Origin of the sequence: Flexithrix dorotheae DSM 6795 (assembly GCF_000379765.1) — a bacterium.
Classification (GTDB): domain Bacteria; phylum Bacteroidota; class Bacteroidia; order Cytophagales; family Flammeovirgaceae; genus Flexithrix; species Flexithrix dorotheae.
In genome coordinates this window covers 507044-529502 of record NZ_KB903431.1, presented here as the reverse complement: position 1 = coordinate 529502, position 22459 = coordinate 507044, and the positions used below count along the sequence as shown (strand labels likewise).

The following is a 22459-nucleotide window of genomic DNA, read 5'->3' as shown; positions in this document are numbered from 1 at the left end:
GTTATTTTCCAATAAATGGAGGCTTACTTACAACTGCCTTCAATTGCCTGTTTCTTACCCCAATTAAAATTTCAGTATCATTTTTACTATAATCCTTTTGTACATATCCCATCCCTATTCCTATTCCAAGCATTGGTGACATCGTACCAGAGGTTACTTCCCCAATTTGTTCTCCTTCAGCATTTAAAATTGGATAATGGGCCCTTGGAATCCCTTTATCAACCATTTTAAAACCTACTAATTTACGGGTAATACCTTCTTCTTTTTGCTTCTGAAGGTTTTCAGAGTTGATGAAATTCTTGGTAAACTTGGTTATCCAGCCTAATCCTGCTTCAAGTGGTGAAGTCGTATCGGTTATATCATTCCCATACAGACAGAAACCCATTTCCAGCCTAAGGGTATCCCTAGCCCCAAGACCGATTGGCTTAATATCAAATTCCTTTCCCGCTTCAAATATTTTATTCCAGATTTCTTTAGCTACAGGATTGGGCACATAAAGCTCAAAACCTCCAGCTCCGGTATAGCCTGTAGCAGAAATAATGATGTCATCATAGGTGGCAAACTTCCCTTTGGTGAAGGTATAATAACCCATTTCATCCAGTTTTTCATCCGTTAATTTTTGAAGAACTTTTGTGGCATTTGGTCCCTGAACCGCAAATAAAGAAGTTTCATCAGAAACATCAATCATCTCAACATTTTCGGAATTGTGTTGCTTTATCCATTCCCAGTCTTTCTGAATATTAGAGGCATTCACGACCAGTAAATATTCCTCCTCAGCTAATTTATATACTAAAAGATCATCCACAATTCCTCCTTCATGGTTTGGAAAACAGGAGTATTGAGCTTTTCCCACAAAAAGTTTGGAGGCATCATTTGAACAAATTTTTTGAATTAAATCCAACGCTTTTGGCCCTTTGAGAATAAATTCTCCCATATGGGATACATCAAAAACCCCAACATTGTCTCGAACAACTTTGTGCTCCTCAATATCTGATGAATACCTCACTGGCATGTTATATCCTGCAAAGCCAACCATTTTAGCTCCTAATTCTTCATGAACATCATTAAGGGCTATTTCTTTTAATTCCATTTAATTTCAGGTGTTTTGTTTTAATTAATTGATATAGGTTGTTTATTGATTTAAGTCTATGTTCAGGTAGAACCCATGCTTTCGCATTATCTGGCAAACTTTATTAATTTATTGAACACAAGTCTTAAATTTTGCATAAAGGTTGAAATAAATATATTATTTTGCAAAGCTATTTCAGAGAGTTGCCCGATTATTCTACATTTAAGTATACAATGAATTTTTCCCGATAAAATCCATGGCCTTTGAACTTACCTCATTTGAAAGTTTAATTTTACTTTCTATTCCCATTACCAGTGGAATAGTTGGATGGGGGACAAATGTGCTGGCTTTAAAAATGACTTTTTACCCTATTGATTTTGTAGGAATCAGGCCAATAGGCTGGCAGGGAATTATCCCTTCCAAGGTAAAAAAAATGGCAGAAAAGGCAGTTGATTTGCTTACGGCAAAGCTCATGAAAATTGAAGAACAATTCGATTTAATTGATCCTGAAGTTATTGTAAAGGAGATGGAACCAGGGCTTAAAGACGCCACCCGGAAGATCATTGAAGAGGTGATGGTTTCTCAAATCCCTGACCTGTGGGCAAGGTCTCCTGAGTCTCTAAAACAAACTGTTTACCATGCAGTAGAAGAAGAATTTCCCCATACGGTAAAAGATATGATGAAAGACATTAAGGTAAATATTAATGAACTTGTGGATCTAAAAAAACTTGCGGTAAGTATTCTCACCAACAACAAATTATTAGTGAATCAGATATTTCTGACTTGTGGGGAAAAGGAATTCAAATTCATTGAAAAATCCGGGTTTTACTTTGGTTTTGTGTTTGGCCTGATGCAAATGGTTGCCTTCTATTTTTACCAACCCTGGTGGTTTCTGCCTTTGTTTGGTTTTTTCATAGGATACGCCACTAACTGGCTGGCTTTAAAACTTATTTTCGAACCCAGAAATCCGATAAAAATTGGCCCATTATCTTATCAGGGATTATTTCTGAGAAGACAACAGGAAGTTGCCAGAGAATATTCAAGTATCATTAGTGAAAAAGTAGTGACTACGGCTGGTTTATTCGAATTTATGGTAAGAGGTCCCGGCTCAATTAAAATGGCGGAAATAATAAAAGACAATATTGAGAAAATTGTTGATCAAACTGCCAATTCATCCTCCATCTTAATCAAATGGATAGTTAGTCAGGAAAAACTGGATATTATTAAAAACATTGCCATTTTCCGATTTAAACAGGAGTTGCCAATCTCCTTAAAACAAGTATTCCATTATGCCGAGGAAACTTTGAATATCAGAAATACTTTAAGAGAAAAAATGTCAGCCCTTTCTCCCGTTGAATTTGAAGGTTTTTTAAGACCAATTTTTCAGGAGGATGAACTGACACTTATTCTTGTTGGAGCTTTTCTTGGATGCTTCGCTGGGTTTGCCCAGTATTTCTTGTTATTTTCTTGATCCTTTTGGGATCTATCTCTATCTAGAATGGAGGATCATCCGGGAAACTATTGGATGCACTTCCAGGTTGTTGATCGTCTTTATTCTGATTGATTTTACTTTTTAAGGTGATGGTATTTTGGGTATCAAACTCATTAGCATAATCTGCTGCTGAAATCCCAGCGTTAAATTCGTCTCCAATAAATCCATCAGTTTCCCAATCGGTAAATTTGGTGTATTGCCCAATAAATTTCAGATAAACACTGGTGATAGAACCATGCCTGTTTTTGGCAAACATCACCTCTCCCATTCCTGTTACGGAGTTCCCTTCTTCATCTTCTGTAATTCCATAATATTCAGGACGGTACAAAAAGATTACCATATCCGCATCCTGCTCGATTGAACCTGATTCCCTCAAATCGGAAAGCTGAGGCCGCTTGTCTCCTCCCCTGGTTTCCACCGCCCTGCTCAACTGAGAAAGGGCAATTACAGGCACATTCAATTCCTTGGCAAGCTGTTTCAAAGATCGGGAAATCATGGCGATTTCCTGTTCCCTGTTACCACTTTTCCCTGAATCACCCGACATCAATTGCAGATAGTCAATTACAATCATCTGGATATCGTGTTGGGCCTTCAGTCTTCTACATTTTGCCCTTAGTTCCAATACGGTTAATGCCGGAGTATCATCAATAAACAGAGGAGCTTCAGATAATTTGGAGGTTTTATCAATGAGTTTTTTCCACTCAAAATCAGTAAGTTTTCCGGTTTTTAATTTTTCACTTGACAATTCAGCTTCAGCTGAAATAAGCCTTTTCACCAACTGAACCGAGGACATTTCCAAAGAAAAAATAACCACAGGTCTGTTAAACTCAACCGCTGCATTCCTCAGAGTGGAAAGTACAAAAGCTGTTTTACCCATACCAGGCCTGGCTGCTAAAATCACTAAATCAGATTTTTGCCAACCTGAAGTTACCCGGTCCAGTGAAGAAAAACCACTGGGTACACCGGTAAGCCCATCATCCTGATCACGCATACTTTCCAACTCCTGAATGGCTTCACTCATAATGGAATTCATTCCAGCATAATTTTTCCGGATATTTAACTCAGAAACCTCAAATAGAGCCTGTTCCATTTTATCCAGAAGATAAAAAACATCCGTAGTTTCTTCATAGGCCTCTTTTTGCACCTCATTGGAAATAGAAATCAATTCCCTTTTGATGGCATATTGCAATAACAACCGGGCATGATATTCAATGTTTGCCGCAGAGTTTACCCTTTGAGTGAGCTGTGTAATATAAAAAGCACCCTTGGCCATTTCCAATTCTCCGGTAGACCTTAGTTGATTGGTTACAGTAAGCAAATCAATCGGCTCTGACTTGGAGAAAAGGGTCAGGATGGCATTATATATTTTTTGATGAGCCTCTAAATCAAAAGACTCTGGTTTTAATAATTCAATAACTTCATTAAGTGAATTTTTTTCAAGCATAAGTGCGCCTAGCACCGCTTGTTCCAATTCTATATCATAAGGTCTTTTTTTCCCTATAGGAGCTGGTTCTGTAGTTTTTCGCTTTTTGGGCTTGAACCTTTCGTTTTGTTTGTTTGATATTTCCTCTGCCATCTTACAAAATTAGATATTTTGGTTTTCATTCCAGCTTTCAACCAAACTTAATTTAGAAATTTTGAGTGAAAATAATCTCTGATCAGCAAAGATTTTTTTTGCCATTATTCATCAATTTATTTATTCTACTTTACTAGGCTAATGGTAAATTAGCTCGAAAAATTTTTCTAAAAATAAGGCAAGTGATGTCTTTAACTCTTTTATTTGCAAGTTCTGGTGTTTCAGAGGAAGTTTTCAGATCATATTTAACTTCAGTAGCAGTAAAAAGTATTTTTTAACTGGCAGAATATTAATACTTAGTTTGGTGAGATTTATAAATTTGATAATTTTACCTTTTTTAAGATTAATTAAATAGAGACAGGTGGACTAAATTAAATATATTAATTAGCTCCACAATTATTTGAAAAAGAAATGGATGTGATCAGAATGAATTAGTACTGGCACTTCATTCAAAAAGAATACTGAATTAACCCTTTAGCCAAAAAGGATTAGTAGAATTTAGAGAAAGTGGGCCAGAAATACATTAGGATTTAGATCAGATTTCCCCCATCTCTTAGGCAAGATTATATTAAGAGGAAATAATAATACACATGAGAGTTCATTTTATTGCGATTGGAGGGAGTATAATGCATAATTTGGCCATAGCACTTAAAAATAAAGGCATATCTGTTAGCGGGTCAGATGATGAAATATTTGAACCATCATTAAGTAAGCTGAAGGAAAATGGTATTTTACCAGAAAAGTTTGGTTGGTTTCCCGAAAAAATTAACACAGAATTAGACGCAGTGATTTTGGGAATGCATGCTAAGGCGGATAACCCGGAATTAAAAAAAGCAGTCGAAATTGGTATAAAAATTTATTCTTTTCCCGAGTTTGTTTTCAATCAATCGCAGGATAAACAAAGGGTTGTAATAGCCGGCAGCCATGGCAAAACTACTGTTACAGCCATGATCACGCATGTATTAAATTATTGGGGCAAAAATCCTGATTATCTTATAGGGGCAGCCACTAATAACCTTAAATACCCTGTAAAACTCACAGAAGAAGCTCCTCTTATCCTGCTTGAAGGAGATGAATATCCTTCCTCTACTATTGACAAAAAGCCTAAATTTTTCAATTACCATCACCATATTGGGGTAATAACAGGGATTGCCTGGGATCATATAAATGTGTTCCCAACTTTTGAAAATTACTGTGAGCAATTCAAAAAGTTTATTGAGTCCTCTGTAAAAGCAGGGACACTTATTTATTGTGAAAGGGATTCCTCATTAAAAAAGGTCATACAGCAGGCAGCAATTCCTGAAGATGTGCTGCTTATTCCTTATGGAACTCACAAGCATAAAATTGAAAAAGGTATAACTTATCTGGTTACTGATAATAAGGAAAAAGTTCCGGTAAGATTTTTTGGAGAACATAATCTTCAAAATGTAAATGCGGCTTTGAAAACAGCGTTGCGGTTGGGAATTGTGGAATCTCAATTTTACGAAGCCATTCAATCTTTTGACGGGGCTAGTCGCAGATTGGAATTAATTGGTGAAAATGAGCAAACCAAAGTATTTAAGGATTTTGCACATGCCCCTTCCAAATTAATGGCTACTATAAATGCTGTAAAGAAGCAATTTCCGGGAAAAGGGTTAGTAGCTTGTATAGAACTCCATACTTTCAGCAGTCTCAACAAAGATTTTACAGGGCATTTTAATGGGACAATGAATGAGGCGGATGTGGCCATTGTGTATTACAACCCTGAAACTGTTGCGCTGAAACGATTGGAGCCTATTTCCCACCAGGATTTAAGATTTGGGTTCAATAATGAAGATTTGGTAATTTTTACCGATTCCACAGAAATGGAAAAATTCCTTTTGGAACAAAGCTGGAAAGGGAAAAACTTACTATTAATGTCCTCTGGAAATTTCAATAATCTGGACTTGAACAAACTGAGCAACCAAATTCTTTCCTAACAAGCCATTACTTTTTTTAAAGTGCTTTTAGCCTGAAAAAAATGCAACTACAAAGAAATATTTCCCTCCACAAACTGAATACCTTTGGGGTTCAGGTGAAAGCTCAATATTTCATTGAAATAAATTCAGAACAGGAATTAGTAGCAGGTATTCGGGCCAGCCTTTTTAATGATAAAAAGATATTGGTACTTGGAGGAGGAAGTAATATTCTATTCACAGAAGATTTTGAGGGAGTTGTAATTCAAAACAAGGTAAAGGGAATTAAGAAAATACAGGAAAATGATTCCCATGTTTTCATTCAAATTGGTGGAGGTGAGAACTGGCATGAACTGGTTTTAAACTCTATTTCACAAGGCTGGCAGGGAATTGAAAATTTGTCTTTAATTCCAGGCACGGTTGGAGCTGCACCAATCCAAAATATAGGAGCCTACGGGGTAGAATTAAAAGATGTTTTTGTAGAATTAAAGGCCATTCATTTGCAAACAGGAGAACTAAAAACCTTTAGCAAAACAGACTGCAACTTTGGTTATCGGCAGAGCATTTTCAAAAATGAATTAAAAGGTCTGTTTTTAATCACTTCCGTTACACTCCGACTCAACAAGGTTCCGCTATACAATGTATCTTATGGAGATATTCAAAAAACGATGGCAGCACAGGGAATGCAGGAACTTACTGCCAAAAACATCAGTGATGCAGTGATTTCCATAAGAACTTCAAAATTGCCCGATCCGGAAAAGATCGGTAATTGTGGAAGTTTCTTTAAGAACCCGGAAGTTCCCAATTCCACCTATGAAGGCCTTAAATCCCGTTTTCCTTCTATTCCAGGTTACCCATTGGCTAATGAAATGACTAAAGTCCCTGCGGGTTGGTTAATTCAGGAATGTGGCTGGAAGGGGAAAGTGATTGGCAATGTGGGGACTTACAAAAACCAGGCTCTTGTAATTGTAAATCATGGTAATGCCACAGGCAAAGAGGCTAAAAACCTGGCTTTAAAAATTCAGGCCAGTGTAAAGGAGAAGTTTGGAATTGAAATAACTCCCGAAGTCAATATAATTTAAAAATTTCAGCAAGGGAATAATCTTATTTCAACCATAAATGATAAAAATTCACCTGCTCTTCTACCTCAAAACCAAAAGATTCATAAAAACTGCAAGCCTTCTTATTTTCTCCCTGAGTAACTACTTTTAGCTGATTGGTTTTCCTATAAAAAAAGGTTTCCGCAGCCCTTAATAGCTTTTTTCCAATTCCTTTTCCTCTAAAGTTTGTATCCACAGCAATCAAATCAATAACCCCTACTCCTCCCACTATTTTAAGGGTTACCATTCCAACAATTTCATTGTTTGTCTTATAAACCAAAACCTGAGTTTCACCTTCCCTGTTCAAGGAATTTTGCATCCAAAGGCTATACAATTTTTGAAATACTTTTTTATCTATGTTGGGATCTTTATTGAACCTGGAAAACCTGCCTGCCTCCCTGGCCAATTGCATCAGGATATGCTCATCATCAGTTTCATGTTTAAAAGACTGGATATGATCATCATGTTCATTTACAAATTCAATGGATTTTTTATAGGTTATTTTCCAGTCAACCAGAATACCTGAATAGGGAGATTTAATTAAGCATTGCTGGTCTATACCGCTTTTTGTGGCACAATATACCAACTTAATTTGTTGGTGACTTAAATTTTCCAGAACAGACGCTAATTTCTCCTCTATTAGCAAACCATCCTGAATACGAGCCACAGGAAAACCGAAAAAGCGGGTATCCCACTTTAATAACTCATAATTATCCATTTAAAAATGGGTCAATAACAAAAAATTCCCGATTACTCCCTTACAATTCCTATTCACTACCTTCTGGTTTTTCAAATCACTTCCAAACCTCATATTTGAATCAGAAATCAGAACAACAACAAACTAAAAATTTAATGTCATGAAAGATATCCAAAATTTCGCAGAATATAGAAAAGCAGAAAGTCCAATCCAATTAAATGGAAAAAGGTATTCAAAACCAGTCTTTAGTACCGAAAAAAAGATAAGACGCAGAATTACAATTGAAGATCGTATCAAACACCTCAAAGAAGAATTAGAACTGACATAAACTTTCAAATAATCTTAAAAGGAGCAATTTTTTAAAGTCAAGGGATTTTTTACTTAAACATTTTTTTCGACTTCGGTTTAAGATGCTCCTTTTAATTTTTTTAGGATTTTATATGAATTAACATCCTTTTATCAATGTATTTTTCTCTTGTTGAAGGAATCAAAAATGGAATTTTAAGACTTGTTACATGGAAATGATCAAATTTCACTTTTTCCAATACCTCTATATTATTTTCCTCAACATATTTCTCTCCAACAGTATTCGTATATATCCAAATATCTCCTTCTTGTTCTAAAACTTCACTAAGTTCTCCACCTTTAATATCCAAATGATGGAATCGGGTGTAAAAATCAAAAGCATGAGAACCAACATCATAAAAATATATTTTGTCATTGGGTAAATCCTGCTTCTTTACGTATTCTGCAATCACCGTTCCCGTATGGTATTGATTTAATTGGGGATAGAAGTTTATATTCATTAAAAAATTAAGTCCAATTAATGTAAATACTGAGGGTAAAACCAAACGGTAAAGGCTTGAAAACTCCTTTCTTGCAAAATAAAATGCCAAACCAAACATCACAATTGGAAAAATCCAGAATAAAAGGTTTGTCATGGGAAATGAACCGATATTGAGCAATAAGGCAAAAATCATCAGAATTACACAAGACCAAAATTGCACCTGAAAGAAAATCTTAAACAACTTCGGATTTTCCGGAAGGTTTGAAAGGATACGGTCAATGGTATGGGCTGTAATTATTGCAGCCAGGGGAAATACTACAAAAATGTAATGAGGTAGCTTGAAGTTTGAGGTAGAAAGAGAGATAAAAGTCAGAACGAAACCACCAAGGGTAATTACCTCAGTCTCTTTTATTGACCTGAATTTATCCTTAAATATATTCCAGAATTTCTGTCCTACCCCAAAATATGCCAGGAACATCCAGGGCCAAAATGCCCACAAAAATGTATGGGTGAAATAAAAAACCGTGGAATCATCTTTCCAGACATTTTCACCAGTTATTCTGCCAAAACTCTGGGTCCAGTAAAAGAATTCAGGGCCTTCCCAACCAAACTGCAAGTATAAACCATAAGTCATTGGCGCAAGTAATACCGCCAAAATAAGTAAAGCCAGCAACCATTCCCATCTAAAAATATTTTTCCATTCTCTTTTAAAAAAGAATTCTGAACCAAAAGCCAAAACAGGAACAATTAAACCTATTGGACCTTTTTCCATCATGGCAATGGCCACCCCCGTAAACCCAAGGAATAGATGCAATAATTTATTTTTCCTTAGGAATAAAGTAATTTGCCAGACACTGAAAATTACAGCCCCTGCTAAAATGGTATCAGTCCTCACATCGTGATTAAAGAGAAACCATGCCTGGCAGGTGCTTAAAACTATAGCCGAAATGATACCTACTCTGTAAGTGTACAAAAGCCTTCCCAGTTTATAGGTAGAAAAAACACCTAAAATCGTGAACAGAAATGAAGGAAACCTAAATGAGAATTCATTTAAGCCAAAAATTCTATAGGAAACTGTGTTTATCCAGAATAAAAAAGGAGGTTTGTCCAGGTAATCTTTATAACGGTGAATGACTTCCAGATAACTCCCATTTCGCAACATTTCCAGGCTAATGGAAGCATATTGGGACGAATCAATGTCTATGATTTCAATCACAAAAATCCCAATTAAATAAACTATTGCTAGTAATGAAAAAATTATAATGATCAACCTGGAGGGAAATTGTATTTGCATACTTCTGAAGCTTATTATTTTTTGACTAATAAGAATTAAGTAATCTTTTGATTATCAACAAATTGATTAAAAATCCAATAATTTATTGATGATGTAATTTCTAATTTCACGCAAAATTATTTAAAAACCTTTCCTAAACAATTTACTTTGCAGAATACTCTTGTTTTAAATTAAAAAAATAAAAATATGGCAGCAACACCTTCAACTATGCTTCCTCTGGGAACACAGGCTCCTGACTTTATTTTGCCAGACACACTTTCCGGAAAAATCCTGAGTTTGTCTGAATTAAAGTCAGATAAGGCCACTGTAATAATGTTCATTTGTAATCATTGCCCATACGTAATCCACATTAAAGATGAAATGGCAAATCTGGCTAAAGATTATGGCCAAAAAGGCGTAAGTTTTATAGCGATTAGTTCCAACGATGTGGAGAATTACCCTCAGGACAGTCCGGAATTAATGACCAAATGGATTAATGATTTGGGTAATCCTTTTCCATATCTTTATGATGAAACCCAGGAAGTTGCCAAAGCCTATCAGGCAGCCTGTACACCGGATTTGTTTGTGTTTGATGGAAATTTGAAATGTGCCTATCGTGGTCAATTTGACGATTCCAGGCCTAAAAACGAAAAACCAGTAACAGGCAAAGATTTGAGAAAAGCATTGGATGAAATCCTGGAAGGAAAACCTGTTTCTTTTGACCAAATTCCGAGCATAGGCTGCAATATAAAATGGAAAAATTAATTCTGATTCCTTATCTTTCAATCCTTTAAAGACTTACCAAAATAATGGCTGTATTAAAAATAGAAGCATTTTCAGGCGTTAGTGGCGATATGTTCCTTGGAGCCCTTGCTGAATTAACAAATGCTTATGATGAACTAATCGACCTACCCAAAAAACTGAATTTGGAAAATGTGGAAGTCCGAATTTCAGACATGAATAAAACCGGCATAGCTTGTAAACATGTAAAAATTATCGACAATAATGAATATAAGTCGGCCAATCCCTTAAAACCAAAATCAGGCGCCAGCTTTAGCGGATTATCTGGTAATGTTTCACTTACTATAGGAAGTTCCTCAAGTCAAAGCCACCACCACAGGCATTTACCCGATATTTATAAAATTATCGATAATGCAGCCATCCCTAACTCAGCAAAAAAAATCGCAAAAGATATCTTTTTAATTGTAGGAAAAGCTGAAGCAAAAGTGCATGGAATTCCTTTGGAAACCATTCATTTTCACGAAGTTGGGGCAATTGATTCTATTCTTGATATTGTGGGAACAGCCTTTCTTCTGGATAAATTAAAAATCAGTAAAACGTATTCTACTGCAGTAAGGACAGGATGTGGTTTCCAGATGACTGAACACGGAAAATTACCTGTTCCCTGCCCGGCTACTAAAAATATACTCCATGGCATTCCCACCTACCAGGGAGAGGTAAAAGGAGAAATGGCTACCCCAACCGGTGCTGCCATTTTAAAATTCCTTAATCCTGAATTTGAAATTCCTGTACTCACTGAATTAAATACGGCCCATGGCCCCGGTGAAAAGAATTTTGAACATCCTAATGTCCTGAGAATCACACTTTGCGAAGATCAACCTGTTCCCAAGGAAAAAGTCACAGTAATCGAAACCAACATCGATGATGCTCCCGGAGAATTATTAGGTCTTGACTTTCAGGATGGATTACTTGAAGCAGGAGCATTGGATTTTTTCATTTCTCAGGGATTTATGAAAAAAGGAAGGCCTGGGATTTTACTTTCTGTCCTTTGTAAACCAGAAAAACATACTCAGGTTGAATCATATATTTTGGAAAACACTTCCACTATTGGTGTAAGAAGTTATTTCACAGAAAGAAAAATTTGTGATAGAGAAACTATTGAATTTGAATCATCATGGGGAATTATCTCCTTAAAGCTAGTGACTTTACCTTCTGGAAGAGAGCAGGTAAAACCAGAGTATGAAGATTGTAAGAAAGTGGCTGCTGCACTGGATATTTCAATAGATATGGTAAGGCAAAAGGTTTTGAAGGAATATTTTGAATTTCAAAATTAAATTGGATTCGAACAAAGTAAAGGTGAAAAAATAAAATTCGCTTTTAAAGAAATTTATTTCTGCCCAAGACGAGACGATTTAAGGAGCAATGCCGCATTACACTGGGCAAAAACGAAGAAATATTGATTAGAATACAAAAAATCATTTTGTGGGTAAGGCAGAAAAAAGGGTTAAGTTTTGAAAACTTAACCCTTTTTTAATAAAACTTCTATTCTTTATAAACTTGAGAAGTCGTAATCATCCAGGAATTTAGTGGTAAAATCACCAGCCATAAAATCAGGATGTTGCATTAAACTCTTATGAAATGGAATTGTGGTCTTAATACCTTCAATTACAAATTCATCCAACGCTCTGCTCATTCTTAAAATGGCCTGCTCTCTGGTTTGAGCGGTCACAATTAATTTGGCAATCATGGAATCGTAATTCGGGGGAATGGTATAACCGGCATACACATGACTATCTACCCGGATTCCTGGTCCACCTGGCAAATGCAGATTAGTGATTTTCCCCGGACTTGGTCTGAAACCATTGCTGGGATCTTCTGCATTTATCCTGCACTCAATAGAATGCATTTTAGGATAATAGTTTTCTCCACTCAGCGGTTCTCCTGCTGCCACAAGAATCTGCTCTTTGATTAAATCAAAATTTGTCACCTGCTCAGTAACCGGATGCTCTACCTGAATTCTGGTATTCATTTCCATGAAGTAAAAATCTCCATGCTTATCTACCAAAAACTCAATGGTTCCAGCGCCTTCATAGTTTACAGCTTTAGTTCCAGCTATGGCAGCCTTCCCCATTTTTTCCCTCAATTCATCTGTTAAGAATGGAGAAGGAGCTTCTTCAACTAACTTTTGATGTCTTCTCTGAATAGAACAATCCCTTTCCGAAAGATGGCAAGCATTTCCAAATTTGTCGCCAAAAACCTGAATTTCAATGTGTCTAGGCTCTTCCACAAATTTTTCAAGGTAAAGGCCATCATTTCCAAATGCTGCTCCTGCTTCAGTTTTAGCACTATCCCATGCTTTTTGGAATTCACTGTCATTATTCACAATACGCATTCCTCTACCTCCTCCACCTGCAGTAGCTTTCAAAATCACAGGGTATTTTATCTCTTTGGCCTGTTTGATGCCTTCCTCTACTGAAGACAATAATCCTTCAGATCCGGGAATTGTAGGCACACCAGCCTTTTTCATGGTAGCTTTGGCCGTAGCCTTATCCCCCATGCCGTTAATCATGTCTGGGGAAGCTCCAATAAATTTGATATTATATTCTTCGCAAATTTGGGAAAATTCAGCATTTTCAGCTAAAAAACCATATCCTGGATGAATGGCATCAGCATTTGTTATTTCAGCTGCTGCCATAATATTAGGAATATTCAGATAAGAATCTGCTGATTTAGGTGGACCAATACAAACGGCTTCATCAGCAAATTTTACATGCAGGCTATCTTTATCAGCAAGGGAATATACCGCTACTGTTTTAATGCCCATTTCCTTACAGGTTCGAATAATTCTAAGTGCAATTTCCCCTCTATTGGCAATAAGTATTTTATTAAACACAAGCTTAATTTTTAATTCTTAAAAAAAAATAAGTGTTTTTGTTTATGTCTGATCAATGGAATAAATCCTGACAAATTAAATTATTCAGGAGGGATCAACAAGAAACAATGGTTGGTCATATTCAACCGGAGAGGCATTTTCAGCTAAAATTTTCACAATTTTACCAGAAATTTCAGACTCAATCTCATTGAAAAGTTTCATGGCCTCAATGATGCAAACCACTTTTCCTTTGGAAATAGAATCACCTGGTTTCACGAAAACATCAGCTTCGGGATTGGGAGAGGTGTAGAAAGTACCAATCATTGGAGACTTAATGGTTACATAGCTTCCTGACTCCTCAGTCTTTGAAGAGGTTTCTACAGAAGGACTAGCAGTTTCCTGTACTGGAGCCTGAGTTGTTGCAGGAATTTGCGTTGGGGCTACAGATTGCTGCAAAACAGGTTGTTCAACTATTTTTAGGTTTGCAGCTTCTGATTGCCTTTTGACATGTAGCTTTATTTCATCTGTTTCAATGTTAACTTCATCGAGTCCAGAGTTTGAAATAAAATTAATAAGTTCCTTTATTTCTTTTGCTTTCATTATTAAAAGTTGTAGAAGAAAAAAATTATTTTTTGAGAATTAGCCAAAAAACACACTGAAAAAAAAATATTTAATCAGCGGGTTATATATTAAAATAATACAAGGGGTAACACTATTTTACCCTTTCAGAATAGGATCTGGTTCTTGTATCTACTTTTATTACTTCGTCTTGTCCAATAAATAATGGAACATTAATTTCTGCTCCGGTTTCTAAAGTAGCTGGTTTAGTGGCATTAGTAGCCGTATCACCTTTTATTCCGGGCTCAGTGTAGGTCACTTGTAAAATCACAAATTGTGGCAGTTCACAACCTAAAATTTTCTCTTCTTCTGCGTGAACCAACACCTCTACTTCCTGTCCGTCTTTCATCAAGTCATAATTGGGAATCATTTCCTGCTGAATAGCTACCTGTTCAAATGTACTACTATCCATAAAGTGGTATCCCATATCATCTTTGAAAAGGAATTGAAAAGCTCTTCTTTCAATTCTGGCAGTGGTAACTTTATGTCCAGAAGTGAAAGTATTATCGATCACCTTTCCGGTAGTTACACTTTTTAATTTGGTCCTCACAAAAGCAGGTCCTTTGCCAGGCTTTACATGTTGAAATTCAACAATAGCATACAGATCATTGTTGAACTCAATACAAAGCCCATTTCTGAAATCAGCAGTTGTTGCCATAATTGTTTTTTAATTTAAAAATTTATTAAGCTCCAGTGTAATATACCAGGCTGTAAACATCTTGGAAAAACACTCCTATAAAAAATCTTAAATACAAGAACCTACAATAACAGATTCTTTTCTATTATATCAGTTAGTAACCCCATTTAAGATATAAGGCTCCCCAGGTAAAACCACCACCAAAAGCTGCGAGAATAAGATTATCGTTATCTTTTAATTTCTCTTCATAATCCCATAGACACAAAGGAATGGTAGCGGCTGTTGTATTACCATATTTTTCAATATTTAACATAACCTTCTCGCTGCCAATACCCATTCTATTTGCAGTAGCATCAATAATCCTTTTGTTTGCCTGGTGAGGTACGAGGTATGCAATATCCTTTGATTCCAGGTTGTTCCTTTCCATAACTTCGTAAGCCGCATCAGCCATTTTGGTTACTGCGTACTTAAATACAGTTTTGCCCTCCTGGAAAACAAAGTGTTCTTTATTTTGAATCGTTTCTAGTGAAGCTGGTCGTCTGCTTCCCCCAGCCTTCATGTGAAGGAAATCCTCTCCTATACCATCGGATTTCAAATAAAAATCCATAACCCCTTTTTCTTTTTCAGAAGCTTCAAGTAATACAGCTCCGGCACCATCTCCAAATAAAATACAGGTGGTTCTATCGGTATAGTCTATAATACTGGACATTTTATCTGCCCCTACCACTATTATTTTTTTATAAGTTCCAGCCTGAATAAATTGAGAAGCTGTAGCTAAACCGTATAAAAACCCGGAACAGGCCGCATTAATATCATAACTAAAAGCATTTGAAGCATTAACTCCGGCAGAAATAATATTGGCAGTAGCAGGGAAAGGCATATCCGGGGTTACTGTACAGCAGATAATCATATCGATTTCTTCTGCTGAAGTATCGGTTTTCTTAAGCAATTTTTCCACTGCTTTAATCCCCATATATGAAGTTCCCATGTTCTCCCCTTTCAAGATTCGCCTCTCCTTTATTCCTGTTCTTTCAGTTATCCACGAATCCGAAGTATCCACCAATTTTTCGAGTTCCTGATTGGTCAATACATAATCTGGTAAATAACCTTCAATGCCCCTAATGACAGCTCTAACTTTCTTCATCCAAATTATATAAAGGTCTTAATTAGTATTTTTGAGTGTGGTTGCAAGGTATTAAAGGAAAACTAAAATTTGAAATTAATTTAGATTAAATTTTCTCCTTCAAAATCAAAAATGAGATTCAATAAATCCAATTTTATATTAAAAAAATTATAACAACCTCACACAATTCTTGGTAAAAAAAAAGAGAAGCCAATAAACTTCTCCTATTTCTGAAAAAGAAAGAACTGTTTATACCGCTACTTCTTTTTCTAACACTACTTTTCCTTTGTAATAAAGCTTTCCTTCCGACCAATATGCTCTGTGCCATAAGTGAGGCTCACCAGTAACTTCACAAACAGCTATTGGAGCAGGTTTTAAACTTTGGTGGCTTCTTCTTTTATCTCTTCTTTGTTTCGAAATTTTCCTCTTAGGATGCGCCATTTTCTTCCGTTTTTAATTATTAAATTTTATTTTCTTTAAATTTTCCCATCTGGGATCTACTTCCTTATCTTCGTCTTCCTTCTGCTGTCCAGCGTCTTCTTTTTCAGCCTTATTCGTAGAGTATATCATATTACCCTCTTCCTCCTCTTCTTCAGTTTCTTTATCCTCATCCTTAAATTTCGGATGGATTTTTTTTACTGGAATTGATAATAAAATAAACTCAAAAATAAACTGGGAAAAATCAATTTTCTGCTGGTTATGTGGAATAATTATTATTTCATCGGAAAGTTCATCATAAGCCTCTCCGTATTTGAAAAATATTTTTTCCGAAATATCAACAGGAAATCCAAACTCTTCAAGACTCCTGTCACATGTTAAAGTAACTTCACCAGTAATTTGGAAAAGTACTTCCAGCATTGTTTCAGACTTATTTATATGAACAACTGCTTCACAATCACTTTTTTCAATTACCTCATTTTCAAAGTGTTCAAAAAATGAAGAATTGACTTCGAATTTAAATTCGTAGCTTTTGTTTTTCAGTCCTGTTAATCCAATTATAAACCTTTCCACAACAAGCTTAAATTTTTGCAGCGCAAATTTAGGAATTATTATTCAAATGACAATTAATCTTTTGGTTAAAAAATCTTCTGATTTGTCATTTGAGCTTAAAATCATCGATTTTCACCTAAATCTCAATCAAATCTCCAGGAATCCTCTTATTTTTTCAGCAGTTTTTTCCAATTCTTCCTGACTGGGCTTCAATTTCGGCTTATCAAAATTGATATCCTGCATGGAATTTAGAGGAACCAGATGAATATGAGCATGCGGAACTTCCAAGCCCACCACTGCTGTACCGATTCTCAAACATGGAATGGCTTTTTCTATAGCCAATGCTACCTTTTTACTAAAGACATGCAATCCTCCAAGAGTTTCATCATCCAGATCAAAAATATAATCTACCTCCTTTTTGGGAATGACCAGAACATGACCGGTAGCCAAAGGAAATATATCCAGAAAAGCGAAATAGTTTTCGTCTTCAGCAATTTTATGACAAGGAATTTCACCTTTTATAATCTTAGAAAAAATAGAAGCCATAGTAAAAAAAATTAGGTTTAAATTTTCATACAAAATTAAAATTTAAACCTAAAGAAAGACCTTAAAATAAGAGTTATCTGGAAAAATTAAGTTGATTATCTGCTGATATCTAATATCTCAAATTTCAGAGAGCCTCTTGGAGCTTTGATTTCGGCTACATCTCCAACTTTTTTCCCCAGCAATCCTTCACCAAATGGAGATTTCACTGAAATCTTGTTTTGTTTCAGGTTTGCTTCTTCTTCTGATACAATTGTATATGTAAATTCCATTCCGTTGGCTTTATTCTTAATCTTGACATTCGATAAAATGGTAACTTTTGAATTGTCAATTTTAGATTCATCAATAAGCCTTGCCATTGAGACCGTTTGTTCCAATTTAGAAATCTTTAATTCCAACAAACCCTGAGCATCTTTTGCGGCATCATATTCTGCGTTTTCACTAAGATCACCTTTATCTCTGGCTTCAGCAATTTGTTTTGCAATATCAGACCTACCCTTCGTCTTTAATTCCTGCAATTCAGCCTTAAGCTTCTCTAATCCTTCTTTTGTGTAATAAGAATATTCTGACATAATAAAAAAATTTTTGTTTCAAATGATCAAAAACAAAGAGTAACGACTCAAATTAAATTGAGCCGTTACTCTTTCTCTGTAGGTAAATTTAGGAATTTTACCTCAATATTACTAAATCTTTAATATTAAAATTTTTTCAAAAGTAACAACTATTAAAGTTTTAAAAAACTTCTTTTATATTCTTTTTAATCGATTCTTTCAATTCATTGTTCAATTTATTTCCCTGTTTTTGTCAAAAAAATGGAAAGTTCTCTTTATCGGGCCACAAAAAATTTCAAGCCCAACATATAGCCATCATCATCTTTTATGATGAGCGTAGGGAAGGAAAACATGAAAAACCCCTTACCCACTTTTACTTTATCTAAATCTACTTTTACACCATTTTTTACAGGACTAATGTATAGCCTGGCATCTTCTGCAACCACAATATCCAAATCCATTTTCTTCTCTAATTCCCCATTCTTTCTTTCAAATATCGGTAATGTCTCCTCAATATTTGTGCTCTCTGTTAAAACAATATTAAAGTGATCCCCCTCCTTTTCTATTCTTTCAATTTTTTTTAGAATAGCCCTTTGAGTTGCTACATCGGAACGTTCATTTTCTTCTGGAACCGGGTTAATTCCAGCCAGATAAAAGAGGGAATTTTGGGTAAGATAGTCGCCATCCATAAAAACCAGCATCAAATTTTTTATTCTATCCTCAACAGTTTTTCCAGAAAGGGCACTCAGAAAATCAACTACAGTTTTTTCCTTTTTATCTACATGGATATTTGTGGAAGGTAATTTACTGGTATCCTTTTTTTTACATCCAAAAAATAAGAATACCAGTAATAGTAGAAATAACCTACTGTTTTTTTGCCAATAAAAAATTTGATTTTCCAAGGTGGTTTAAAGAATAGCTACGATTAAGCCAAACTTATGACATTTACCTTTTAATCAAAAATTTAAATACTAATGGCTGAAAAATCTTCCCAAACACTGATTTTCAAAATAAACCTATAGAGTCTTTGCAAGTCTTAAATCGAGTGTATAGGGAAATTCAGGATTCTTTAATAACGGAGGCGGATCCATAGGAACTACCATCCTTCTTTCCTCAAAATAGATGGACTGACCGGAACTACCCTGTTTTACTTCCAGAGGCCCGGTGGTATGACCAAAATCCCAAAACCGATTAATTCTTCTTCCTTCGGCTTCATAGGCGTTAATCGGGAAAATATCATAGCTTCTTCCACCGGGATGCGATACATAATAAGTGCAGCCACCTATAGATTTGCTATTCCAGGTATCCACCACATCTATTTTGAGGGGTGTATCAACTCCAAGATTAGGATGAAGTGCAGAAGGTGGTTGCCATGCCCTATATCGAATTCCTGCTACATACTCCCCATGGGTTCCGGTACTCCTTAAGGGAATCCGACATCCGTTACAGGTTAAAATATACCGGTCTCCTGTCAATCCTGATATTTTCACCTGAAGTCTCTCAAGGGATGAATCTACAAATCTGGCTGTTCCCTGGTTACCCATTTCTTCTCCCAACACATGCCATGGTTCAATGGCCATTCGCAATTCAATCTGGATATTTTTAAAGGTTGAGGTTCCATAATGTGGAAAGCGGAATTCGAAGAAGGGATCAAACCAGTCCAGTTCAAATGGATAACCTGCATCTTTCAAATCATTCACAATTTCTTCCATATCCTGTTTGACATAATGCGGCAGTAAAAAACGATCGTGCAACTCTGTTCCCCACCGGATTAATTTTTTCTTATATGGTTTCACCCAAAACCAGGAAACTAATGCCCTGATTAAAAGCATCTGCAAAATGCTCATTCTGGCATGAGGAGGCATATCGAATGCACGTAATTCCAAAATTCCCAACCTACCTGTAGAAGAATCGGGGGAATACAACTTATCTATACAAAACTCAGCTCTGTGGGTATTGCCTGTAATATCAATCAATAGGTTTCTAAACAACCTGTCTACCAGCCAGAAAGGAACCTTTCCCTCTTCTTCAGGAATTTGGTTAAAGGCTATTTCCAATTCATAAAGCATTTCATCCCTACCTTCATCCACTCGAGGAGCCTGGCTAGTAGGCCCGACAAAAGCACTGGAAAACAAATAAGATAAGCCGGGATGATGTTGCCAGTAGGTTATTAAACTTCTCAAGACATCCGGCCTTCTGAGCAAAGGACTATCAGATGGGGTTTTTCCTCCCAAAGTCACATGATTCCCACCACCTGTTCCCGTGTGCCTGCCATCTAGCATAAACTTTTCGGTACCTAACCTGCTTAACCTGGCTTCCTCATACAAGGTTTCAGTATTATTTACCAGTTCTTCCCATGAATTCACCGGATGAACGTTAACCTCAATCACTCCAGGATCGGGGGTAACCACAAGCTTTTGAATTCTGTAATCTTTGGGAGGATCATAACCCTCTATCAGCACAGGCATTTTGAGTGCTGCTGCAGTGTCCTCCACTCTGGCAATTAAATCCAGGTAATGCTCCAGGTGAGTAAGCGGAGGAAAGAAAACATGAAGCCGTCCTGCTCTGGCTTCTACACAAATCGCCTGCCTTACAATTGCCCCTTCCGGGATTGCTTTTGATTTTGTATCTGGCTCTTTTCCTCCCTCTTTTGACTTACCAACAATTGCTTTTTTATCGGGAAACTTCCCTAATTCTGGCAATTCTTCAAATAAACTCTGTTCAACTTTTGGATCAGCTTTATTTTCTTTTTCCCAGGGTAGCGAATCAAGCGGCAATCTTAAGCCCATGGGTGAATTACCCGGAATTAAAAATAGATGTCCTCTTCTAAAATGCCATTTTCCGAAAATCCACTTTTGCTCCCACCTGCTCCATTCTAAAGGCAAAATAAACCCTATTGGTTTATCCAAACCTCTTTCCAAATGTTCCATTAGCGCTTTCCTGTCCAAAGGATCTTTCAGTTTAGTTTTCAGAGGATCTATATTAACCGGTAAGGTTCCTTCCTTCCATAGAAAATAAAATACATCCTCAAAACCTGGGGAAATAAACTCCCTGGGAGCCTCCAAAATATCGGCCAGCTTTTCAAGAAACTTTTTGGCATGTGTATCTTTGAAACCATAATCGGTAGCATTATCTGCCAGTAATAACTCATTTTTCCAAATAGGTTCTCCATCTTTTCTCCAGAAGCAGGAAAACTGCCATCGGGGTAAAGGCTCTCCAGGGTACCATTTACCCTGCCCATAATGAAGCAACCCTCCCGGACCGAACTTATCTCTCAACCTTTTGATTAATTTACTGGCTAACTGACGTTTATGAGGTCCATCTGCAGCAGTATTCCACTGAGCAGATTCCATGTCATCAATAGAGACAAAAGTTGGCTCGCCACCCATGGTGAGCCTTACATCATTCTTCTTCAGGTCTTCATCCACCTTCTTTCCCAAAGCATTTATGGACGCCCATTGATTTTCGGAAAAAGGTTTGGTAACTCTTGGATCTTCGTGAATCCTCTTTACGGTGTTTTCAAAAAAGAATTCTGTTGTGGCCTGGCCAGTGAATCCACCAGTAACCGGAGCAGCACTTTGAGGATCAGGGGTGCAAGCCAGGGGAATATGTCCCTCACCCGCAAAAAGCCCTGAAGTGGCATCCAAACCAATCCAACCTGCACCGGGCACATAAACTTCTGCCCAGGCATGAAGATCTGTAAAATCCTCCTCTGGACCGGACGGACCATCCAGTGATTTCACATCCGAAGTTAATTGTACAAGATAACCAGAAACAAACCTTGCCGCCAGACCAAAATGTCGCAAAACCTGTACTAAAAGCCAGGCTGAATCTCTACAAGATCCTATGGCTTTGCCCAAAGTTTCTTCACAGGTTTGAACTCCCGGCTCCATCCTGATAGAATATTTTATATCTTCAAATAATTTCCGGTTGAGGTTTACCAAAAACTCCACGGTTCTTCTATCATCAGGATCAACTTTTTTAATCCATTCTTTCAAAAGCGGACCATCCTCCTTGATTTCAAGGTAAGGAACAAGTTCCTTTTTCAGTTGCTCATCATATTTAAAAGGAAATGTTTCGGCATATTCCTCCAGAAAAAAGTCAAATGGATTGATAACCGAAAGTTCTGCGATTACCTCCACTTCAATGGCAAGTTCTTTTGCGGGTTCCTGAAAAACTACTTTAGCCTGGTAATTTCCAAAAGGATCCTGCTGCCAGTTAATAAAATGGGTTTCGGGTAAAATTTTTAGGGAATAGGCCTCAATTTTTGTCCTGCTGTGTACTGCTGGCCTCAACCTGAAAGTATGTGGAGATAAAATTACCTGCTTATCGTATTTATACCTCGTTTTATGATTAATTGCTACACGTATAGCCATATAATTCTAATTTTAAAAAATTCAATAATTGAAGTTCAAATGCCAGAATGATAAAACAGGCATAAAGTGAATCATTGGTT

20 protein-coding genes are annotated in these 22459 nt (G+C 36.5%); 6 read left to right on the top strand and 14 right to left on the bottom strand.

Going from position 1 to position 22459, the window contains the following annotated elements:
- Nucleotide 1: 1 nt before the first annotated feature.
- Nucleotides 2-1090: a glycine cleavage system aminomethyltransferase GcvT gene (gene gcvT, locus A3EM_RS0106215; protein ID WP_020527314.1), complete on the bottom strand. Its 1089-nt coding sequence runs from the start codon at nt 1088-1090 to the stop codon at nt 2-4.
- 235 nt (nt 1091-1325) lie between these two features.
- Here gcvT and A3EM_RS0106210 point away from each other — a divergent pair, with 235 nt between their 5' ends.
- Nucleotides 1326-2540, top strand: a complete 1215-nt coding sequence (locus tag A3EM_RS0106210) for a DUF445 domain-containing protein (RefSeq protein WP_020527313.1) — start codon at nt 1326-1328, stop codon at nt 2538-2540.
- Between the two features lie 22 nt (nt 2541-2562).
- Here the strand turns inward: A3EM_RS0106210 and dnaB are convergent, their stop codons facing one another.
- Nucleotides 2563-4137 carry a replicative DNA helicase gene (dnaB, locus tag A3EM_RS0106205; RefSeq protein ID WP_020527312.1) on the bottom strand — a complete coding sequence of 525 codons (1575 nt, stop codon included), beginning with the start codon at nt 4135-4137 and terminating at the stop codon, nt 2563-2565.
- Nucleotides 4138-4727: 590 nt separating this feature from the next.
- On the opposite strand from dnaB, the gene A3EM_RS0106195 reads away from it, so the two are divergent.
- Nucleotides 4728-6095 (top strand): UDP-N-acetylmuramate--L-alanine ligase, encoded by a 1368-nt coding sequence (locus A3EM_RS0106195; RefSeq protein WP_026210129.1) that lies wholly within the window; start codon nt 4728-4730, stop codon nt 6093-6095.
- A 41-nt stretch (nt 6096-6136) separates the two neighbouring features.
- Nucleotides 6137-7153: a UDP-N-acetylmuramate dehydrogenase gene (gene murB / locus A3EM_RS0106190; protein ID WP_020527309.1), complete on the top strand. Its 1017-nt coding sequence runs from the start codon at nt 6137-6139 to the stop codon at nt 7151-7153.
- Nucleotides 7154-7175: 22 nt separating this feature from the next.
- Here the strand turns inward: murB and A3EM_RS0106185 are convergent, their stop codons facing one another.
- Nucleotides 7176-7889: a GNAT family N-acetyltransferase gene (locus tag A3EM_RS0106185; protein WP_020527308.1), complete on the bottom strand. Its 714-nt coding sequence runs from the start codon at nt 7887-7889 to the stop codon at nt 7176-7178.
- A 139-nt stretch (nt 7890-8028) separates the two neighbouring features.
- On the opposite strand from A3EM_RS0106185, the gene A3EM_RS47465 reads away from it, so the two are divergent.
- Entirely contained in the window at nt 8029-8196 is a 168-nt protein-coding gene (locus A3EM_RS47465; RefSeq protein WP_020527306.1) for a hypothetical protein, read from the top strand.
- 100 nt (nt 8197-8296) lie between these two features.
- On the opposite strand, the gene A3EM_RS0106170 is transcribed toward A3EM_RS47465, so the two are convergent.
- Nucleotides 8297-9871, bottom strand: a complete 1575-nt coding sequence (locus A3EM_RS0106170; RefSeq protein WP_157637755.1) for an ArnT family glycosyltransferase — start codon at nt 9869-9871, stop codon at nt 8297-8299.
- 264 nt (nt 9872-10135) lie between these two features.
- Here A3EM_RS0106170 and A3EM_RS0106165 point away from each other — a divergent pair, with 264 nt between their 5' ends.
- Both A3EM_RS0106165 and larC read left to right on the top strand, forming a co-directional pair.
- The gene (locus A3EM_RS0106165) at nt 10136-10693 is read left to right on the top strand and encodes a thioredoxin family protein (protein WP_020527304.1); all 558 of its coding nucleotides are present in this window, start codon (nt 10136-10138) and stop codon (nt 10691-10693) included.
- A 44-nt stretch (nt 10694-10737) separates the two neighbouring features.
- On the top strand, nt 10738-12003 hold the full coding sequence (gene larC / locus A3EM_RS0106160; protein WP_020527303.1) for a nickel pincer cofactor biosynthesis protein LarC: 1266 nt from the start codon (nt 10738-10740) through the stop codon (nt 12001-12003).
- A 215-nt stretch (nt 12004-12218) separates the two neighbouring features.
- Here the strand turns inward: larC and accC are convergent, their stop codons facing one another.
- From accC to A3EM_RS0106110, 10 genes are all read right to left on the bottom strand, one after another.
- The gene (accC, locus tag A3EM_RS0106155) at nt 12219-13562 is read right to left on the bottom strand and encodes an acetyl-CoA carboxylase biotin carboxylase subunit (RefSeq protein WP_020527302.1); all 1344 of its coding nucleotides are present in this window, start codon (nt 13560-13562) and stop codon (nt 12219-12221) included.
- An 84-nt stretch (nt 13563-13646) separates the two neighbouring features.
- Nucleotides 13647-14141, bottom strand: a complete 495-nt coding sequence (gene accB / locus A3EM_RS0106150; protein WP_020527301.1) for an acetyl-CoA carboxylase biotin carboxyl carrier protein — start codon at nt 14139-14141, stop codon at nt 13647-13649.
- Nucleotides 14142-14253: 112 nt separating this feature from the next.
- Complete coding sequence (gene efp / locus A3EM_RS0106145) at nt 14254-14817, bottom strand: elongation factor P (protein ID WP_020527300.1); 564 nt, start codon at nt 14815-14817, stop codon at nt 14254-14256.
- A 133-nt stretch (nt 14818-14950) separates the two neighbouring features.
- Entirely contained in the window at nt 14951-15940 is a 990-nt protein-coding gene (locus A3EM_RS0106140; RefSeq protein ID WP_020527299.1) for a beta-ketoacyl-ACP synthase III, read from the bottom strand.
- A gap of 228 nt (nt 15941-16168) precedes the next feature.
- Entirely contained in the window at nt 16169-16360 is a 192-nt protein-coding gene (gene rpmF / locus A3EM_RS0106135; RefSeq protein WP_020527298.1) for a 50S ribosomal protein L32, read from the bottom strand.
- A 12-nt stretch (nt 16361-16372) separates the two neighbouring features.
- Nucleotides 16373-16930: a YceD family protein gene (locus A3EM_RS0106130; protein ID WP_020527297.1), complete on the bottom strand. Its 558-nt coding sequence runs from the start codon at nt 16928-16930 to the stop codon at nt 16373-16375.
- Between the two features lie 126 nt (nt 16931-17056).
- On the bottom strand, nt 17057-17455 hold the full coding sequence (locus A3EM_RS0106125) for an HIT family protein (RefSeq protein WP_026210126.1): 399 nt from the start codon (nt 17453-17455) through the stop codon (nt 17057-17059).
- Nucleotides 17456-17550: 95 nt separating this feature from the next.
- The gene (gene greA, locus A3EM_RS0106120) at nt 17551-18024 is read right to left on the bottom strand and encodes a transcription elongation factor GreA (protein WP_020527295.1); all 474 of its coding nucleotides are present in this window, start codon (nt 18022-18024) and stop codon (nt 17551-17553) included.
- A gap of 254 nt (nt 18025-18278) precedes the next feature.
- Nucleotides 18279-18905 carry a hypothetical protein gene (locus tag A3EM_RS0106115; RefSeq protein ID WP_020527294.1) on the bottom strand — a complete coding sequence of 209 codons (627 nt, stop codon included), beginning with the start codon at nt 18903-18905 and terminating at the stop codon, nt 18279-18281.
- Nucleotides 18906-19019: 114 nt separating this feature from the next.
- Nucleotides 19020-22379 (bottom strand): transglutaminase family protein, encoded by a 3360-nt coding sequence (locus A3EM_RS0106110; RefSeq protein WP_020527293.1) that lies wholly within the window; start codon nt 22377-22379, stop codon nt 19020-19022.
- Nucleotides 22380-22459 lie beyond the last annotated feature (80 nt).

What these genes read in the sequence shown, in the direction of transcription:
- gcvT (WP_020527314.1), bottom strand. Translation starts at nt 1,090, where the DNA reads ATGGAATTAAAAGAAATAGCCCTTAATGATGTTCATGAAGAATTAGGA.
- A3EM_RS0106210 (WP_020527313.1), top strand. Translation starts at nt 1,326, where the DNA reads ATGGCCTTTGAACTTACCTCATTTGAAAGTTTAATTTTACTTTCTATT.
- dnaB (WP_020527312.1), bottom strand. Translation starts at nt 4,137, where the DNA reads ATGGCAGAGGAAATATCAAACAAACAAAACGAAAGGTTCAAGCCCAAA.
- A3EM_RS0106195 (WP_026210129.1), top strand. Translation starts at nt 4,728, where the DNA reads ATGAGAGTTCATTTTATTGCGATTGGAGGGAGTATAATGCATAATTTG.
- murB (WP_020527309.1), top strand. Translation starts at nt 6,137, where the DNA reads ATGCAACTACAAAGAAATATTTCCCTCCACAAACTGAATACCTTTGGG.
- A3EM_RS0106185 (WP_020527308.1), bottom strand. Translation starts at nt 7,889, where the DNA reads ATGGATAATTATGAGTTATTAAAGTGGGATACCCGCTTTTTCGGTTTT.
- A3EM_RS47465 (WP_020527306.1), top strand. Translation starts at nt 8,029, where the DNA reads ATGAAAGATATCCAAAATTTCGCAGAATATAGAAAAGCAGAAAGTCCA.
- A3EM_RS0106165 (WP_020527304.1), top strand. Translation starts at nt 10,136, where the DNA reads ATGGCAGCAACACCTTCAACTATGCTTCCTCTGGGAACACAGGCTCCT.
- larC (WP_020527303.1), top strand. Translation starts at nt 10,738, where the DNA reads ATGGCTGTATTAAAAATAGAAGCATTTTCAGGCGTTAGTGGCGATATG.
- accB (WP_020527301.1), bottom strand. Translation starts at nt 14,141, where the DNA reads ATGAAAGCAAAAGAAATAAAGGAACTTATTAATTTTATTTCAAACTCT.
- efp (WP_020527300.1), bottom strand. Translation starts at nt 14,817, where the DNA reads ATGGCAACAACTGCTGATTTCAGAAATGGGCTTTGTATTGAGTTCAAC.
- A3EM_RS0106140 (WP_020527299.1), bottom strand. Translation starts at nt 15,940, where the DNA reads ATGAAGAAAGTTAGAGCTGTCATTAGGGGCATTGAAGGTTATTTACCA.
- rpmF (WP_020527298.1), bottom strand. Translation starts at nt 16,360, where the DNA reads ATGGCGCATCCTAAGAGGAAAATTTCGAAACAAAGAAGAGATAAAAGA.
- A3EM_RS0106125 (WP_026210126.1), bottom strand. Translation starts at nt 17,455, where the DNA reads ATGGCTTCTATTTTTTCTAAGATTATAAAAGGTGAAATTCCTTGTCAT.
- greA (WP_020527295.1), bottom strand. Translation starts at nt 18,024, where the DNA reads ATGTCAGAATATTCTTATTACACAAAAGAAGGATTAGAGAAGCTTAAG.
- A3EM_RS0106110 (WP_020527293.1), bottom strand. Translation starts at nt 22,379, where the DNA reads ATGGCTATACGTGTAGCAATTAATCATAAAACGAGGTATAAATACGAT.